Here is a 17,926-nt window from a genome sequence, read left to right on the forward strand (position 1 = left end):
CCTGGGTTGCCCGGGGCGGGTCAACGGACGGCCGCCGCGGCGACGGTGGGGCGACCGGGCGGCAGCCACCGCTGGTGCACGGGCACGGGGGTTTCCCGCAGCAGTTGCAGGCGGGGCGGGATGCGGTCGGTGCGCGCGCCGGGGGGTCTGCCGCTGCCCGCCTTCCACGACGTCGGCCACGGTGCGGCGGGACCTGCGTACTCCTGGGCCGCGGCGGCGTGCAGGGTCCACAGCGGATCGTGGAGCTGGGCACGGCCGACGGCGCAGAGATCGGCGCGTCCGGCCAGGATGATGGAGTTCACGTCGTCGTAGGTGGAGATCGCACCGACGGCGATGGTGGGAACGCCGGTGGCGTTGCGGATGAGGTCCGCGTACGGCGTCTGGTAGCTGCGGCCGTAGCGCGGCTGTTCGTGCGCGACGACTTCGCCGGTGGAGACGTCGATGGCATCCGCACCGGCCCGGCTCAGGGCGCGGGCGATCTCGATCGCGTCGGCCTCGGTGGTGCCGCCCTGCGCCCAGTCCGTCGCCGAGATGCGGACGATCAGCGCCTTGCCCGTCGGCCACACCGTGCGTACGGCCGCCAGGACCTCCACCGGGAAGCGGAGCCGGTTGGTGAGGCTGCCGCCGTAGGCGTCGGTGCGGGTGTTCGTCAGCGGTGAGAGGAAGCCGGACAGCAGGTGTCCGTGCCCGAACTGCAGCTCCAGGACGTCGAATCCGGCACGGTCGGCCCGGCGCGCGGCGGCGACGAAGTCCCGGGTGATGTCCTCCATGTCCTGACGCGTGGCCTCTCGGGGGGTATCGCTGCCGCTGTTCCACGCGAGCGCCGAGGCCGCCACCAGAGGCCATCCGCGTTCCCCGAGCGGGGTGCTTCGGCCGTCGGCGCGGGGCACCGTGGTCGCCGCACGGCGGCCGGCATGGGTGAGCTGGATGCCGAGGCAGGCGCCCGACTGCTGACGGACGAAGTCGGTGATCTTCCGCCAGGCGGCTTCCTGCTCGTCGGTGTACAGACCGGGGCAGCCGGGCGTGGCGCGGCCCTCCGGGTTCACGGCCGTCATACCGGCGATGGCGAGCCCGGCCCCGCCGAGGGTCTGGGTGCTCAGGTGCACCAGGTCGAAGTCGCCCGGAACACCCTCACGTGCCGAGTACAGGGCGATCGCAGGCGCCACCACACGATTGCGCAGCTGCAGGCCGCCGAGCTGGAACGGCCGGAACATGGGCGGCACCGCGGCAGAGGAGATGACCGGAGACCGCGCGGAGGCGTGCCACGCCTCCTCCACCGCATCGGTGAACTCCCTGTCCCGCACCCGCAGGTTGTCGTGGGTGACGCGCCGGCTGCGGGTCAGCAGGTTGAAGGCGAACTGGTGCGGCTCCTGCCCGGTGTGGCGCCCCACGTTCTCGAACCATTCGAGGCTCGCCTGGGCGGCACGCTGGGTGGACTCCACCACCGGCTTGCGCTCGGCCTCGTACGCGGCGAGGGCCCCCGCCAGGTCGGGCTGCTCGTGGAGGCATGCCGCGAGCGCGAGGGCGTCCTCCATGGCGAGCTTGGTGCCGGAGCCGATGGAGAAGTGGGCGGTGTGGGCGGCGTCGCCCAGCAGGACGACGTTGCCGTGCCGCCAGGTCTCGTTGCGGACCGTGGTGAAGCGGATCCACTTGGAGTTGTTCGGTATCAGGCGGTGCCCGTCGAGGTGGTCGGCGAGGATCTCCTGGCACAGCCGGATGCTGTCCTCGTCGCTGGTCCCCGCCGGGTGGTTCCGGGCCGCGAACTCGGCGAACCCCGCGCGCCGCCACGACTCCTCGTCGATCTCCACGATGAACGTGCTGCGGGTCGTGTCGAACGGATAGGCGTGGACCTGCATGGTGCCGAAGTCGCCCTCGGCGACGATGAAGGTGAACGCCTCGAAGACCTTGTCCGTGGCGAGCCACATGTAACGGCAGTGCCGTTCGTCGAGGTCCGGCCGGAAGGTGTCGGCGTAGGTGGCACGGGCCGCGGACCGCACCCCGTCGCCGGCCACCACCAGGTCGTATGCGGCGGCGAGTTCGGCAACCGGCGGGGCCTGGGTGCGGTAGCGCACGTCCACGCCCAGGGCGGCGCAGCGTGCCTGAAGGACGGCCAGCAGCCGCTTGCGCCCGAGCGCGGCGAAGCCGTGTCCACCCGAGGTGAGCACCTGGTCCTTGTAGCGGATGTCGATGTCGCTCCAGCGGGCGAACTCGGCCGACATCTCCGCGAAGAGCTCGGGGTCGGCCTGCGCGATGCCGCCGAGGGTCTCGTCGGAGAACACGACGCCGAACCCGAAGGTGTCGTCGGCCGCGTTGCGCTCCCAGACGGTGACCTCCCAGTGCGGGGAGAGCTGCTTGGCCAGGGCTGCGAAGTACAGCCCTCCCGGCCCTCCCCCGATGACTGCTACGCGCACGGCGTCCTCCTTGCGGTCCCACCAGCAAAATATGCTGTCAAATCTACTGTCGTCAAGAAAGCTATATACAAGCCGTCTCACAGAATCCGTTCCGGCGCCTGGGGACCCGCCTTGGTCAGCACCTGACGCACGTCCTCGGGCCAGGGGGTGGCGCCGGTCGCGTCAGCGGCCGAGTGCGCGATCGTCATGCGGCCCGTGGCCGCCACGTCGCCGTCCTCCGCCTCGACGGTGAAGGCGTAGTGCAGGGAGGCCGTGCCCACCTTCGTGGCACTCAGCTCGACGCGGACGAGTTGCCCGAACCACAGCCGGGCGCGGTAGTCCGCCTCGAAGTGCACCCTCGGAGTGCTTCCGAAGAGGTGGGCGAGACCGAGTCGGCGCAGCAGGACGGCCTCGGCCGCCTCGACCCAGCGGACGACCGTCGAGTGGTGGTAGTGGCCGGCCGCGTCGGTGTCCGGCCACTCGACACGTCGCTCGATGACGACGCTGGGCAGCTGGGGTTCACGCGCTTCGAGCACTTCGCCGAAACCGCCGTCACCACTGGCTGGTTCGGGCATGGGGCTGGACGGGTCCATGGGGGTGCCTTTCAACGAGCCGGCCACACCGGCGTGAGGGGAGGACGGCCGTACCGTCCGAGGAAGGGGCGCAGGCCCCGCGCTCGCGTCAGCCGGCTGCGCCGACGGCGCGACTGCGCAGTTCGGCGCGCTGCAGCTTGCCGTTGCTCGTGCGCGGCAGATCGGCGACGAACTCGATCGCGCGGGGGTACTTGTAGGGCGCGATGGTTCGCTTGACGTGGTCCTGGAGTTCCTTGACCGTGGTGACGCCACCGGTGAGACCCGGCTTGAGCACGACGTACGCCTTCACGATCATGCCGCGGCGTTCGTCGGGGACCCCCACGACAGCGCAGTCCTCGACGTGCGGGTGGACGACCAGGGCCTTCTCCACCTCGGGGCCGGCGATGTTGTAGCCGGAGGAGACGATCATGTCGTCGCTGCGGGCCACGTACCAGAAGTAGCCGTCCGCGTCCCGGACGTAGGTGTCGCCGGTGATGTTCCAGCCTTCCTTGACATACGTCTCCTGCCGGGGGTCGTCCAGGTAGCGGCAGCCGGTCGGACCGGTCACGGCGAGCAGTCCGGGCTCGCCGTCGGGTACGGGTTCGCCGGCCTCGTCGACGACCCTGGCCCGGTATCCGGGAACGGGCCTGCCCGTGGAGCCGGGGCGTATGTCGTCGTCCGCGGCGGAGATGAACACATGAAGCATCTCCGTGGCACCGATGCCGTCGATGATGCGCAGCCCCGTGGCGGTGCGGAAGTCCTCCCAGACCTGCGCCGGCAGCGCCTCACCGGCGGACGCGCAGCGGCGCAGCTTCGCCAGGCGGTCCGCCTTCCCGGCCGCCATGATCGCCCGGTACGCCGTCGGTGCGGTGAACAGCACCGTGACGCCGTGGTCGGCGACATGGTCCGCCAGTTGGTCCGGCGTCGCCTGCTCGAGCAGCAAGGATGCGGCACCGGCGTGCAGCGGGAAGACGACCAGTCCGCCGAGACCGAAGGTGAAAGCGAGCGGTGGGGTTCCCGTGAACACGTCGTCCGGCCGGGGCTTCAGGACGTGGCGCGAGAAGGTGTCGGCGTTGGCCAGGACATCGCGGTGGAAGTGCAGTGTGGCTTTCGGCCGCCCGGTCGTTCCGGACGTGAAGCCGATCAGCGCCACGTCGTCCGCCGCGGTGTCGACGTTCTGGAATGTCGCCTCCTTGGCCGCGCACCGGGCGGCAAGGTCGTCGGGCGCGCCGCCGCCGTAGGCGACTATCCGCATGTCCGGAGCGTCGGCGACCTGCAGCTCCTCCAGATAGCGGTGATCGCAGACGGCGACGGCCGGAAGGCTGATCTCGCACAGTTGCGCCAGCTCCACCGCACGCAGCAGAGGCATCGTGGTGACGGCCACACAGCCCGCCTTCATGACGCCGAACCACGCGGCGACCAGCCAGGGGTTGTTGGGACCGCGCAGCAGTACGCGGTTGCCGGGCCGCACCGCGAAGTCCTCGGTGAGAACGCGGGCCACTTGGTTGGCCCGACGCAGCAGGTCGCCGTAGGTCCAGGAGTCGGTGGGCGTCAGCAGACACGGCCGGTCGGCTCCCCAGCGCGCGACCGCGTCGTCGAGCAGCGCGGCGGCGCAGTTGAGTCGCTCGGGATATCTCAACTCCGGTAGATCGAAGTGGAGTTGGGGCCAAAGGTCGAAGGGTGGAAGGCGATCGCGGCAGAACGTGTCCACGTGCGCCGACGGGGAGAGCTCCATGAGGTGCACCTCATCTCAGGGCAGCAGGGAGAGTGGGGCAAGTATCCTGCTTTTCTGACGCCAGTCAATGTTCCGCTATAAAAATCGCCCTGCAGGTACGGCACGAGCACCTGGGCCACCAACCCCAGATCCCTTGCCCGGCAAGGGATGAGCGGGCGCCGCCCCCTCGCCGGAAGTCCCGCGACAACGAGGCGAGCGAGGAGCGTTCAACCGGCCAACGGAACCCGGACCCGGACGACCTTCCCCGAACCACAGGGGATCGCGGCCACCTCGCCGCGCAGCTCGGTCACGAGGAGGCCGACAAGGAACAGGCCGCGACCGCCTTCCGATTCGAGATCGACCTCCGCGCCGACGTCCGGCAGAGCCGGATCGCCGTCACCGACATCCAGCCGCAGCCAGCCGCGCCCGAACGTGATCGCGGCGCACAACCGGTCCGTGTCCGCATGACGCACGGCATTGGAGGCCAGCTCCGTGACCACCAGGAGCAGCGCGTCCTCGACATCCGCCGGAACACGTCGCCGCCGGAGAGTCGCGCGAACCCGGGCTCGCACCTCGGGGACGGAGTCGAGGGTCGGCCGCATCCTCCACCGATGAAATGCCTGCCCGTGCACTCCACGGACAACAGGACACATCCATGCACGGGGGACCGGCGGAGGCCGTACGAGGGAGACGGCAAGGGAGGACATTCGAAGCTCCCGACGGGAGGCGGCGCGAGTTACTCGTGTAATCCCCCGCCGCAATTTCAATCGAACGCCTGGACACAGGGTCTTCATCCAGCGCGTTACACGTGTAACATTGTGACTCCCGACGACCCTCCGCGCAATACATTTCGGACATTTCTTCGCCGCGGTCCTGCACGGCCCCCAGCCAGAGAGCTGTCGCCGCGCCTGGGAGTACGACGGGTCGCCGAACCCTCACCCCTTGCCCGCAACCCCCGGAAGTGAGACACCATGACGCAAACACCGCCCGCCGAGATGGACCTCGGGTGGCCTCCACCGCGCTTCCTGGCTCCGCCTCCCGCCCTGGTCGGACCCGAGGGCACCCGCCACTTCGACGGCGTCACCTACGCGACGACCGCGGGTTACCGTCCGCGTCTCCTCGACGTTCACGTACCGGCGAGTCAGGTGCCGGTACCGGCGGTGGTGTGGATTCACGGAGGTGGATGGCTGGAGGGCGACCGCCGCTACCCGCCGCCCACCATCCCCGTCGAGCTGCTGCACCGGTCCGTGCTGCAGGCCGGCCTCGCCCTCGTCACCATCGACTACCGGCACAGCCTGGAAGCCCCGTTCCCGGCACAGCTGCACGACGCCAAGGCCGCGATCCGCTACGTGCGCCGCTTCGCCGGCGAGCTCGGGATCGACGGCGACCGCATCGGAGTGTGGGGGGAGTCCGCCGGAGGACATCTGGTCGCGCTCGCCGGCCTGGTCGGCCCGGGGAAGCACGCGGGCGTCGACCTCGAGGGCAGCGAAGGGACCGCTGAGGAGAGCAGCTCGGTCAGTGCCGTCGTCGACTGGTACGGCGTCTCCGAGCTGATTTCTCTCCTGTCGCACACCCTGCCGTCCGTGCCCGGGGTCGACTATCCCAACCCCTTCACGGCGCTGCTGGGTGCCGCCACCGGCGAGGAGCTCGTGACCCGGGCGGCCATCGCGAGCCCGGTCACCCATGTGAGGCCCGGCTCCACGCCTCCCCCGTTCCTCCTGATCCACGGCACGAAGGACGGGCTGGTGCCGTACAGCCAGAGCGAGGCCCTCGCCCAGGCGCTCGAAGGGATCGAGGCCGAGGTGACCCTGCGGGCCGTCCCGGACGCGGATCACATCTTCCTGGGCGCGACGGACGTCGCCCCCATCGTGGCCGAGAGCGTCGACTTCCTCGTACGCCATCTGATGCCCGCAACGGCGACCGCCCGCTGATCCGCCTCCTGCGCTCCGGCTGAACGGACGGGGCACCCGCGTGTGTACGGCCCGCGCCCGACGTCATTCCCTTCCCCGTTCCGGCCCGGGGCCGTACCCCGCGGCCGTGAGAGGCATTCATGACCGGCACCTTGACCGCGGACGACACCCCGAAAACGCACGGCCGCCCCCATCCGGGTCCCACCGGACCGAGCACCGCGGTGCTGGCGTTCGGACTGGCCTGCACGGCTCTCGCGGCGGGGCTGGGGCTGGCCCTGCGCAACCCGTCCGCACGATCGGCGATTCAGCGGGCCGACCACCACTGGCTCGTCTGGATGGGCGGGCCCCACGACGGCGTGTACGCGACATCGGCGGCCGTCCTCAACTGGTTCGGCGGCCCGCTCGGCGTCGTCGTACCCCTTGCCCTGCTGCTCTTCCTCCTGATGCAGCGGCGATGGTGGTCGACGGCCTACCTGGTGACGGCCTATCTGCTGGGCGACATGGCCGTCGTGCAGCTCCTCAAGCACCTGGTCGACCGGCCGCGTCCCGCCCATCCCCTGGTCCGTGTGGATCACGGCTCTTTTCCGTCCGGGCATGCCGCCGGGGCGGCGCTGCTCGTGGTGGTCGTCGGTGCGGTGCTTGTCCCGGCGGCCCGCCGGCGCTCGTGGTGGCTGATCGGCGGCGGCTTCACCCTGGCAATGATGTGGAGCCGCACATGGCTGCACGCCCACTGGCTCAGTGACACCATCGCCGGTGCCTCCATCGGGGCCGGCGCTGCGCTCCTTCTCTGGGGTGCCTTCGCCCCGCTGCTGGCCGGGGAAGACGCGTCAGGACGACTGGCGCGGAACCAGGACGGCGTCCGTCGGCGGCAGTTGAGGGACGTCGGTTCCCCTGAGCAGCGCGTCGATGGTGTCCGCCACCACGGCGGATGACGGCAGATCCAGGCGCACCGTGGTGAGCGCAGGGCGCTCCAGGGCGGAGGGCACGAGGTCGTCGGCCCCGACGACGGCCACCTCATCGGGTACAGAGATGCCCTCGGCCTGGAAGGCGTGCAGGAGCAGGCTGGCGTACTCGTCGTTGTACGCGAACACCGCGTCGAGGTCGAGGTCCCGCCACCGCTCCGCCAACCCGATGGCCGACTCCCGGGTATAGCTCATCGGTACAGGGGTGACGGTGGCCCTGCTCCGGGAGGCCACGGCCCGGGCGCCGGCCAGGCGCGGCTGGGCGAAGGTGTCCAGGCCTCGCTCGCCCGGCAGGATCACACCGATCCGCTCGTAACCCCGCTCGACCAGGTGTTCCGCCGCGACCTCGCCGATCCTGGCGTGGTCGAAGGTGAACGTGTGGACCGCCGGGGTGGGCTGAGAGGCGTAGGCGAGCAGAGCCGAGATCCCGGCGCGCCGGAGCACGTCGACGGCAGCCCCGGTCAGGCGATCCCCGTCCAGCGCCAGGACCGCGGCCGGGCGCAGCTCCGCCCAGGCGCGGGCTCCGGCGGCCGGGTCGGCGTACCGGCCCGCGTGGAGAACCGCGATGTAGCCGTGCCGCTCGAGCTCGCTGTGCAGGTCGTCGAGCCAGCTGCTGACCAGACCACCGACCGCCGAGACGGAAGCGGGGATCAGCACCAGGTTGCTGCGGCCTGCTCGCAGGGATCGCGCCGCCGCGTGCGGGACGTACCCCAGTTGCTGGGCCGCCGCCAGCACCCGCGCCCGCGTCGTGTCGCTCACGCGGTGCGCCTGGGTGTTGTTGAGGACGAACGACACCGTGGCCCGTGACACCCCGGCCAGTCGGGCCACGTCCGCGCTCGTGATCGACGCCGCCGTGTTCGGCTCCTGGGCCATCGAGTGCATCACCTTGTCCAGCTGTGTCGTCCGGGCTCTCCCACCAGGTTACACGCGTTAAACCAGGTCACGGACGTACGGCTCCGTCAGCCCCGAACCGGAGCCACTGCGGAGGCGGTGGGGCGGTGCCCCGCCGTGGTGCCCCCTGACGGGGTGGGCGTCACGCAGAAGTGCCGCCGACTGCTCGGCGGCACTTCTGCGTGCGACTCGGTCGCCGTGGGCTACTGCCGGAGACCGTGGCCGTACGGGAACAGCGGGTCCACCGAGTCGTTGGGCACGTCCTCCCGGCCGGCGGCGACGGCTTCCATGGACCTCGGCAGTTCGAAGGGGAGGCGCCCTTCGGCTTTCGCCCTGCCGAACAGCACATCGAGCAGGGCGATGTCCGAGGCACCGTAGTCGGCCACGAGCGCGGCTGCCTGCTCCGCGATCTCCGGAATGACCGCGGGGCGGTCGAGGAAGATGTCGACCATCGTGGGCACCGCCCGGACGACGTCCAGGATCGGCCGCAGCTCCTCCTCGGTGAAGTTGAGCCGGCCGGCCCGGAAGAAGCTTTCGAACCCCTCCGTCCGCCGCTCGAAGGGGGCGTTGACGCGCAGGACGGCGACATCTGCCTCTTCGGGTGTGGCCACCACGGTGGCGTACTGTCCGGCCACTTCCGGATCGACGCCGTGGACGTAGATCCTGGCGTCGGCGGCGATCGGGAACAGCGGTGACCCGGCTCCGGTCGGCCGGTCCTTCAGCACGGTGATGGACCGGCTCTGCGCGGCAAGTCCGGCCGCGGCGAACCCACCGTTGCCGCAGACGCGTTCGGCCTCGTCCGGATCGACGTAGGGATTGTCGAAGAGGCCGAGCACGAACTTCTCCCGGAGGAGTCGTGCCGCCGACTCGGCGATGCGGTCCGTCGGCACTCTTCCGGCCCGTACGAGTTCCACGATCAGTTCGGGTGCCGCTTCGCCTCCGAGCTGGTCGGCGCCCGCGTCGAGGATGCGCTCGACGCGGGTGAGCCGGTCGAGATGCTCCACACCCCACGCACGGGCGGGAAAGGGCGCCCCGAAAATGGTCGAGTCGGTGACCAGCCCCCAGTCCGTGCAGACGATGCCGTCGAAGCCGTACTTTCCGCGCAACAGCCCAGTGATGACGCCCTTGTTGAACCCGAAGCCGACCTCCTCGTGGTCGGTACCCACCGGCATGGCGTAGTAGGGCATGACCTGCGAGGTCCCTGCGGCGAACGCCGCCTCGAACGGGACGAGGTGGTAGTCGAAGTTGCCGCCCGGGTAGACCTGCTCACGGCCGTAGGGGAAGTGGGCGTCCTCACCGTCCTTCTGCGGTCCGGCGCCGGGGAAGTGCTTCGTCATGGTGCTGACGCTGCCTGGGCCGAGGGAGTCTCCCTGGAGGCCGCGGATGTACGCCCCGATGAGCCGGGCAGCCGAGTCCGCGTCGGAGCCGAAGGTTCCCGACAGACGCGCCCATCGCGGCTCCGTCGCGAGGTCGGCCATCGGATGCAGGGCGAGGCGGATGCCTACGGCGAGGTACTCCTGGCGGACGATGTCGGCGTGGCGGCGGACCAGTTCCTCGTCGCCGATGGCCGCGAGCCCGACCGGCTCGGGCCAGAGTGAGAAGCCCTGCGTCTGCACCGCGGTGGCGGGATTGTCGACGAAGCCGTTGCGTGGGTCGGTGGAGACGGTCACCGGAATTCCCAGGCGGGTGCTTGCCGCGAGGTCCTGGAGGCGGTTGTTCCACTCGGCCATGCGACGGGGAGCCGCAGCCCCGAAGAGGTTGAAGTGATTCATGCACTTCCCGGTCACCATGCGGGACGTGGAGGCACGCATCGGGTCGTCCGGCGCCCCGGGCTCCGGTTCCATGAGCGAACCGTCCTCGTTCATGGTGATCATCGTCTGGAACAGCAGCCCTGCCTGTTCCTCCGGCGTCATGCGCTCCAGCAGATCACGCACGCGCTCGTCCACGGGCAGGCCGGGATTCTCGTAGGGCTCCATGATTCCGTTGCCGTTGAGGTCCCGGAACACAGTGCCGCAGGGAGCAGTGAGCGTGCGCGGCCGGGAGGGCGATGTCTTGTTCACGAACGATCCTTTTGACCGGTGACGCGCGGTCCTCACGTGGGCGCCACGGCCGAAAGGGCCGGGCTGAGGCAGCGCGTCGAAGAAGGGACTGCTCTGTCCGGTCCCGGGCGGACACCCGCCCGGGACCGGTGGCCGACCACTCCCCCCATGGACAGCCACCACACGAAGTTACACGTGTAACTCTTCGGAGGGAAGCGCTCGATCGAGGCAGTCCTGTCACGGGGACGGCCGACCGAGCGCCCCGGAGAACAGCAGGCGCGAGTGACCAGCCAGGTCGCGGGTCGCCGAGACGACCGAGTCGAACCGCATCGTGGACCGACCGCCGGTCTCGTAGCGCGTCCACTCCGGCAGTGCCGGATGGTTGGGATTCCCGTCACGGACGAAGGAGATCCACGCCTGGTGCATGCTGCGTGCGAGGCCCTGCCGGGCAGCGGGTCCGATCCCTTCCACGAACGGGGATCGGGACCAGCTGTCGAAGTTGTCGAAGACGAAGGGAAGTTCAAGGCAGTGGGCCGCTCCGAGCCTGCCCTGGAGGGCGGGCGCTTCGAAGTCGAACTGGTACGCCCACACCGGGCGCCCCATCGCCGCCCGGCCTTCCGCGAACTTCAGGGCGGGGGCGCGGAAGAGCTCGTCGCTGACCAGATCCATCAGCACGTCCACGGGCCGTGAACCGGGCCGCGTGCGCTCATAGGCGGCGTACACCTCGGGCGCGCCGTCCGCGAACGTGGCCGCCACCCGGTCGAGCACCTGGTGTTCGGTGGCCGACTCGTAGCCCCCCTCGGGGAGGGCGAAGTGGAAGTTGGCTTCGTCGCGCGTCCAGCCGATCATGACGTCGATGTCCGCGCCGCCGTCGCGGAGCAGCGTTTCGGCGGGGTGACGGAACAGGGTGGCGCCGTCGATGACGGGCAGGAAGGGTGTGGACCAGTATCCCCAGCGGGCGCTCGACCCGAACAGGACGATCATCGCCTCGACCAGACGCGGCCACGGGACCTGCCGCAGGGACTCCACATCCCCCACACCGACGGCTTCGAGAAACGTCCTGGTGCGTTCCGCGTAGGCCGTGGGGTCCGGAAGCGCCAGCCCGAAGGGCGCGCTCTGGAGGATGGCCCGGTGGAACAAGCCCTGCGCCTCGGGGTGGCCCGCCAGCGCCGCGGTCGACATGGCCCCGCCCGACTGGCCGGCAACCGTGACGCTGTCCGGGTCGCCTCCGAAACGTGCGATGTTCTCGTAAACCCAGCGAAGGGCGGCGACCTGATCCGTGAGCCAGAGGTTTCCCGCCTCCGGCTCACCGTCTTCGGCCCCGGGATGGAGGTAACCCAGGGGACCTAGGCGGTAGTTGAGGGTCACCACGACGATGTCGCCGTTGCGGGCGAAAGTCTCGCCGGAGTAGTAGGGCAGGGACCCCGATCCGGAAACGAAGCCTCCGCCGTGGATCCACACCATGACCGGTCGCCGGGCATCGTCGACCGCCGGAGTCCACACATTGAGGGTCAGACAGTCGTCGTCGAACGGAGGGAACCCGTGACCGCCCAATACGGGGTCACCTCCCTCGATGAAGGGCTGCGGCGCACTGGGACCGAATTCCACCGCTTCCCGGACACGAGTCCACCCGGGGTGCGGCCGAGCGGGCCGCCACCTCAGATCACCCACGGGCGGGGCGGCGTAGGGAACGCCCTTGAAGACGGCGAGGCCACCCTCGACCGTCCCGCGCAGGCGGCCGTCGGTTGTTTCCACGAGCGGCACAGCCACACCCGGTCGATCAGCCATGATCTTCCTCTCCTTGTCGTCCACGCCCGACGGGCGCGACTGGACGGGGCCCGCGAGGCCGGCCCCACCCCCAACTATGCTCTGATTTTTTCGAACGTCAATGAAGCTACATACTCTTGCCGAGTCCGGCTCCGCCGGAGCGGTCACTCCCAGAGGCGATCGGAGGCCAACCGCTCCGCCTCACGGCGAAGGAGTGACCCGAAGGCCCTCCAGAGCACCAGCACGGACCCCAGACCCGCCATCGCACCGGCGACCGTGTCACTCGGCCACTGAGCCTGCAGCCGCACCCGGCTCCACATCATCAACACCGCGACCAGCCCGGCGACGATCCACCCCGCCAGGCGCACCCTCGGCCGCAGGAACACCACACCCGCGGCGACGAGCAGCGCGGTGATCATGAATACCTGACCGGAGGGAAAGGAGCCGTCGTTCACCAGCACCCACGAATGCGGGGGCCTGGACCGGCCGACGAACTCCTTCAAACCCAGGACCACCACCAGATTGGCCAGCACACTCGCCGTGAAGAAGAACAGGGCGGACCTCCAGCGCCCGTAGACGCTCAGGCAACCGGTCATGGCGAGCGGGATCAGTACCCCTATCGGTCCCCCGATCTTGTCGAGAACGAGCGCCAGCCCCAGGGCCGAACCACGCGCCGAACCGCCCATACCTGCGGCGAGGCGCTCGTCCAGCCCTTGAAAGTCCGGCTTGCCGCCGCCTCTGAGCATCAGCCCCATGACCAAGGTCGCCAGGAGGAGGACGACGCCCACCACCGGCGCCCACCGGGGTGGAGCAGCGGGCACGAGGTGTCGCGGATGCGCAGCGGCGGCGCCGTCACGATCGGGAGGGTGCGGCAGTTTCAGCATGATCCGAGCCTTTCGCTGGTGAGGATGTGCCACAGCGGTCTTCGGTGCGCCGGCCGAGCTCCTGTCGGCCGCAACCGCGATGCCGAAGCGTGAAAGACGCCCGCGAGGACCCGCTTCGCGGTTCAGTGCCGGGAAGGCCGGGCGGTCACGCCGCCGGGACGGCGGAACCGGCCGAGGTGGTCACGTGGCGGGGATGGCACCGCAGACCGCGGCGGTCACGCCGCCGGGATGACAGATACCGGCGAGTGGTCGCTGCCGAGAACGGATCAGGAACCGCTCAGGGCGCACTCGCCCGAGACCGGGGCCTCGTTTCGGCCACAGCATGGCGTGGATGTGACGCCAGCCACCAGAGCGCTATACACCTCGTCGTCGAACCGTTACAGAACTCTGGCGACGTCGAGTTACACGCGAAATCCGTTCCCGGCGCGAACCCACTTCACCCCGCCCGCGGAGAACCCACTTCACTCCGCCCCGCAAGAGCAGTCCGCAGGCCGGACACATCGAACAATGAGTCGCCGAACCCTGGCGCGGCCGGGTGAAGGGTGCTACACAAGTCCGCACACCGAAGTAACACGTGTAACCCACTGGGCGAATCACAGGGCGTTCGCCCTCCCCGCCGCACGCATCCTCGCGGCCCCTCCGGCACTCCGCCCCGCACATCCCCGAGGAATCGACATGTCTGCCTACCCGTCGCCCCGCACTGCGAGCGCACACCCCGTCGCCCGGAGTTCAAGATGAGCGCCGCCGACCTGATCCAGCCTCAGGCAGCGGACGCCGAAGCACCCCGTCAACGGGGGCTCCTGTCGCTGCTTCTGATCGCCAACTCCACGATGCTGGCGGTCTACATGGGAGTCGGTTCCGTCCTGCTCCCCACCCAGATCGAATCCGTCGACCCCGTTCACAAGGTGACCATCCTGGGCATCGTCGGGGGCGTCAGCGCGATCTTCGCCACCGCCTTCAACCCCATCGCGGGCGCGCTGTCCGACCGCTCCGGTAAGCGGAACCCATGGATCCTCGGCGGCGCGTTCCTCTCCTGCGCCGGCCTGATCTTCCTGGGCACGGTGCGTACGGCGCTGCTGCTCGGTATCGGGTGGTGCCTGGTTCAGGCGACCATGAACTCCTACCAGGCCGCGGTGACCGCCCTCGTGCCCGACCGGGTCCCGCTCGCCCGGCGCGGCACGGCCTCCGCACTCGTCGGCCTCGCTCTGCCTGTCGGCGGCACGCTGGGGGTGCTGATCGCCTCGCGCACGTCCGGCAGCCCGAGCACGGGATACCTGGTCCTGGGCGTCATGCTGTCCGCGGCCGCCGCGTCGCTGTCGTTCTTCTTCCGTGATGTGCCCCGCGAGCGGATCGTGCCGAAGGTGTCCCGCCAGGCCAAGGTCGCCGCGTTCCTCTCCGCGCTCTCCCACCACGACTTCCGCTGGGCGTTCATCGGACGGGCTCTGCTCGTACTCGGTTACTTCTCCGTCGTCGGCTACCAGCTGTACATCCTGGACGACCACATCACCCTGCCGAAGGGCATGCACCCCACCGACGCGATGGCGATCCTGACACCCGTGTCCATGCTGGCCATGGCGGTCTCGACAATCGTCGGCGGGCTCCTGTCCGACCGCTGGAACCGGCGCAAGGTGTTCGTCGGCGTATCGGCAGCCCTCGCCGGCCTCGTCACCGTCATCCCGGTCATCAGCCCGACCTGGCCCGGCATGCTGGCCTTCAGCATCCTCAACGGCCTGGCGTTCGGCTGCTTCATGGCCGTGGACACCGCCCTGGTGACCCTGGTGCTTCCCAAGGCGGAGGACGCCGCTCGGGACATGGGCGTCCTGAACATCGCCAACGCCGGCCCACAGATCGTCGCCCCCTTCGTCGCCTCGGCCGTCGTGACCGTCGCCGGCGGCTACGGCCCCCTCTTCCTGACCGGCGGTGCCCTCGCACTGCTCGGCGCCCTCGCGATCCTTCCCATCCGCAGCGTTCGCTGACACCTCGTCAGGACGGCTGCCCCGCACCCGGGATCCCGCTACCCCGGCGGACACATGTCGAGGGTTCGTGTGTCCGCCGGTCCAGCCACCGACCCTCCCACCTCCAAGGAGCCACACGTGAGACGCAAGCGTGCGCTACCACTGGCCGCCCTGTTGCTGTGCGCGCCCGCCCTGGGCGCCATGACGCCCGCGGCGGCCTCGCCGATGAGCGCCACCAGCGGCACGAGCGGTCCGCTGCGCATCCTGCTCACCGACGACGACGGCTACGACGCCCCCGGAATCCGCACCATGTCCGACCGGCTGACCGCTGCCGGCTACGACGTCACCATCGTTGCTCCGCTGACCAACCAGAGTGGGGCGGGGACGAAGTTGCTGAGCGCGAGCACGGTGACGGTCAAACACCCTGAACCCCGTGTATGGGCCGTCGACGGGACGCCCGGCGACTCGGTGTCCTTCGGCCTCTCCGAAGTCTTCGCCGGCCGGGCCCCCGACCTGGTCGTCTCCGGTACCAACTTCGGCCCGAACGTGGCCGGTCTGGCCACGCACTCCGGCACGGTGGGCGGCGCGATCGCCGCGCTGGAACAGGGCGTCCCCGCCATCGCGGTGAGCACCGGCGGCCTCTCCGCGCCCGAGTACCGGCCCACCGTCAACGCGATGAAACCGACCTGCGACTTCACGGTCAAGCTCATCGAGCGGCTCAGGGACCGCGCGAAAGCCGGCCGGCTGCTGCCCGAGGGTGTCGGCCTCAACATCAACCACCCGGTGATCGGCACGGACGGGACGGGGACCGCGGAGGACTCCGCTCTCACCACCCAGGCCCGGCAGCAGATCCTCAAGGCCGACTACACCGACAACGGCGACGGCACCTGGAAGGTGAACGTCAACCTCGTCCAGCAGCCCGTCCAGAGGGGCAGCGACGTAGAGGCCCTGGGCCAGGACAAGGTCTCCATCACTCCGATCACGCCCGACTGGAACACCGGCCCGGCAGATTTCGCCAGGGCAGCAGCGCTGCTCACGGGGCTGCGGCCGTAGCGCGCCCGGGCGGCCGGAGACGATCCGCAGGATCGTCACCCGGCCGCCGCCCCGGTGCCGTGCCCGCCGCCCCGGTGCCGCTTCAGCGCATCGGGGGCGGCTGTGCAGCTCCCCTCACCGCACTCCCGGCACTCCTGACCATGGAGGCTTCATGAGAGATCCGCGCGTCATCCGGACCACCCCCTTACTGACCTGCCTGTTCACCTTGATCGCCTTGCTGTGGTGCGTCCCCACCAGTTCGGCAGCGCCCCGAGACGACACATCCGAGCCCCCACAGGTACGCACCGGCGAGGGACAGCTGCTGGGGCGCGTACACGACCAGGCCGAGGAATTCCTCGGCGTACCGTACGCCGCGCCGCCGGTGGGCCCCTCGCGCCTGCGGCCGCCGCGACCGCCGAGCCACTGGAGCGGGGCCCGTGACGCGACCCGCCAGGCACCGGCATGCCCGCAGTTCTCGCCCTTCGGCCTGCGCGACCCGCAAGCAGTGAGCGAGGACTGCCTGTACCTCGACGTCTACCGGCCCCGAGGGGCCCGGCAGGGGCAATCCCTGCCCGTCCTCTTCTGGATGCACGGCGGCGGATACAGCCAGGGCACAGGCACCCAGTTCGGGGCACGCACCATGGCGAGCCTCACCGGCACAGTGGTCGTCAGCATCAACTACCGCCTCGGCCAACTCGGTTACCTGGACCTGCCGGAACTCACCCGCGACAACGCGTACGACTCCGGCTCCTTCGGGCTGATGGATCAGATCGCCGCCCTGAAGTGGACCCGCGACAACATCGCGGCATGGGGCGGCGACCCGAACAACATCACCCTCTCGGGACAGTCGGCGGGCAGCGCCTCCGTCTGCTCGATGCTCGCCTCCCCGCGAGCGAAGGGCCTGTTCAGCCATGCCGTCCTGCAAAGCGGCCCCTGCTCCCTGCTGCGGGCACCCGATCGTGCGCAGGCTCAGCGCGACAGCCGGGCATTCGCAGCGGCGGCCGGCTGCTCCGCCCCGGAAACCCGAGCCGCCTGCCTGCGCTCGGCTTCGACGGACGCCCTGATCGCGGCGGCCCGGACGCATCCGGCATCGGGCCCCGCGGTCGGTGATCGCCTGCTTCCCCGCCAGCCGTTCGACGCCATCGCGGACGGCGACTGGAATCGGGTCCCCGTCCTGATCGGCAGCACCCGTGCGGAGAGCCGGTTGTTCGTCGCTCTCAGCACGCCCCACCTGACCGCCGATGAGTACCGGGCCGCTGTCGGCGCACAGTACGGCGACGCCGCCGCCCAAGTGCTCGCGCACTACCCTCTCTCCTCCTACGACAGCCCTTACCTGGCCATGTCGGCCTTGACGACGGACTCCACCTTCGCCTGCCACACACAGCGGACCGCGAGTTCGCTGGCACGCCAAGTACCCACCCACGAGTACGAGTTCGACGATCCACGGTCGCCGACCCTGTACGGGGCCCAGGTGCCCGGCCTGGACATGGCCAACGCGCACAGCGCCGAGCTGGCCTATCTGTACGACTTCACCATGGCCGACCGCCCGCTGACAGCAGCCCAGATACTGCTGGCCGACCGCATGAAGCGCTACTGGGGCGCCTTCTCCCGCACGGGCAACCCCAACACCGCGGGGCAGGCGATGTGGCCCCCCGCCGGCGGGCCCCTCGGGCGAGTACTCGAGCTCACTCCGAGTACGGACCGCGTGTCCACCGCTTTCGCCTCAAAGCACCAGTGCGCGTTCTGGGCTCAGTCGTCTCCTCTGTGACATCCGGGACGCACGGGAGCCGCCGCCCCCTTCGCTGTTCGG

13 protein-coding genes are annotated in these 17,926 nt (G+C 70.0%); 5 read left to right on the plus strand and 8 right to left on the minus strand.

All coding sequences use genetic code 11. The annotated features are described in order from the left end of the window. Positions 1–20: 20 nt before the first annotated feature. From AB5J56_RS12165 to AB5J56_RS12180, 4 genes are all read right to left on the minus strand, one after another. Positions 21–2,411 (minus strand): bifunctional salicylyl-CoA 5-hydroxylase/oxidoreductase, encoded by a 2,391-nt coding sequence (locus AB5J56_RS12165; protein ID WP_369232716.1) that lies wholly within the window; start codon positions 2,409–2,411, stop codon positions 21–23. A gap of 77 nt (positions 2,412–2,488) precedes the next feature. Beyond that, positions 2,489–2,983 (minus strand): acyl-CoA thioesterase, encoded by a 495-nt coding sequence (locus AB5J56_RS12170; protein WP_369232717.1) that lies wholly within the window; start codon positions 2,981–2,983, stop codon positions 2,489–2,491. Positions 2,984–3,071: 88 nt separating this feature from the next. Beyond that, the gene (locus tag AB5J56_RS12175; protein WP_369232718.1) at positions 3,072–4,697 is read right to left on the minus strand and encodes a benzoate-CoA ligase family protein; all 1,626 of its coding nucleotides are present in this window, start codon (positions 4,695–4,697) and stop codon (positions 3,072–3,074) included. A gap of 206 nt (positions 4,698–4,903) precedes the next feature. After that, the gene (locus tag AB5J56_RS12180) at positions 4,904–5,470 is read right to left on the minus strand and encodes an ATP-binding protein (RefSeq protein WP_369232719.1); all 567 of its coding nucleotides are present in this window, start codon (positions 5,468–5,470) and stop codon (positions 4,904–4,906) included. 177 nt (positions 5,471–5,647) lie between these two features. Here AB5J56_RS12180 and AB5J56_RS12185 point away from each other — a divergent pair, with 177 nt between their 5' ends. Both AB5J56_RS12185 and AB5J56_RS12190 read left to right on the plus strand, forming a co-directional pair. Then, positions 5,648–6,607 carry an alpha/beta hydrolase fold domain-containing protein gene (locus AB5J56_RS12185; protein ID WP_369232720.1) on the plus strand — a complete coding sequence of 320 codons (960 nt, stop codon included), beginning with the start codon at positions 5,648–5,650 and terminating at the stop codon, positions 6,605–6,607. A 119-nt stretch (positions 6,608–6,726) separates the two neighbouring features. Then, positions 6,727–7,518: a phosphatase PAP2 family protein gene (locus AB5J56_RS12190; RefSeq protein WP_369232721.1), complete on the plus strand. Its 792-nt coding sequence runs from the start codon at positions 6,727–6,729 to the stop codon at positions 7,516–7,518. On the opposite strand, the gene AB5J56_RS12195 is transcribed toward AB5J56_RS12190, so the two are convergent. The 4 genes from AB5J56_RS12195 to AB5J56_RS12210 form a co-directional block, all read right to left on the minus strand. Continuing rightward, positions 7,414–8,421: a LacI family DNA-binding transcriptional regulator gene (locus AB5J56_RS12195; protein WP_369232722.1), complete on the minus strand. Its 1,008-nt coding sequence runs from the start codon at positions 8,419–8,421 to the stop codon at positions 7,414–7,416. The genes AB5J56_RS12190 and AB5J56_RS12195 overlap by 105 nt on opposite strands. Positions 8,422–8,642: 221 nt before the next feature. Further along, entirely contained in the window at positions 8,643–10,499 is a 1,857-nt protein-coding gene (locus AB5J56_RS12200; protein WP_369232723.1) for a glycoside hydrolase family 3 protein, read from the minus strand. A 216-nt stretch (positions 10,500–10,715) separates the two neighbouring features. Next, on the minus strand, positions 10,716–12,266 hold the full coding sequence (locus AB5J56_RS12205) for a carboxylesterase/lipase family protein (protein ID WP_369232724.1): 1,551 nt from the start codon (positions 12,264–12,266) through the stop codon (positions 10,716–10,718). A 143-nt stretch (positions 12,267–12,409) separates the two neighbouring features. Further along, positions 12,410–13,129 (minus strand): phosphatase PAP2 family protein, encoded by a 720-nt coding sequence (locus AB5J56_RS12210; RefSeq protein WP_369232725.1) that lies wholly within the window; start codon positions 13,127–13,129, stop codon positions 12,410–12,412. A 734-nt stretch (positions 13,130–13,863) separates the two neighbouring features. Between AB5J56_RS12210 and AB5J56_RS12215 the strand changes: the two genes are divergently transcribed. The 3 genes from AB5J56_RS12215 to AB5J56_RS12225 all read left to right on the plus strand — a co-directional run bounded on the left by AB5J56_RS12215 (position 13,864) and on the right by AB5J56_RS12225 (position 17,884). Beyond that, positions 13,864–15,105, plus strand: coding sequence for an MFS transporter (locus AB5J56_RS12215; protein ID WP_369232726.1), 1,242 nt, complete (start codon positions 13,864–13,866; stop codon positions 15,103–15,105). A gap of 117 nt (positions 15,106–15,222) precedes the next feature. Further along, complete coding sequence (gene surE / locus AB5J56_RS12220; protein WP_369232727.1) at positions 15,223–16,137, plus strand: 5'/3'-nucleotidase SurE; 915 nt, start codon at positions 15,223–15,225, stop codon at positions 16,135–16,137. A 151-nt stretch (positions 16,138–16,288) separates the two neighbouring features. After that, the gene (locus tag AB5J56_RS12225; RefSeq protein WP_369232728.1) at positions 16,289–17,884 is read left to right on the plus strand and encodes a carboxylesterase/lipase family protein; all 1,596 of its coding nucleotides are present in this window, start codon (positions 16,289–16,291) and stop codon (positions 17,882–17,884) included. The last annotated feature ends 42 nt before the right edge of the window (positions 17,885–17,926 follow it).

Source organism: Streptomyces sp. R21 (genome assembly GCF_041051975.1).
Taxonomy (GTDB): Bacteria; Actinomycetota; Actinomycetes; order Streptomycetales; family Streptomycetaceae; genus Streptomyces.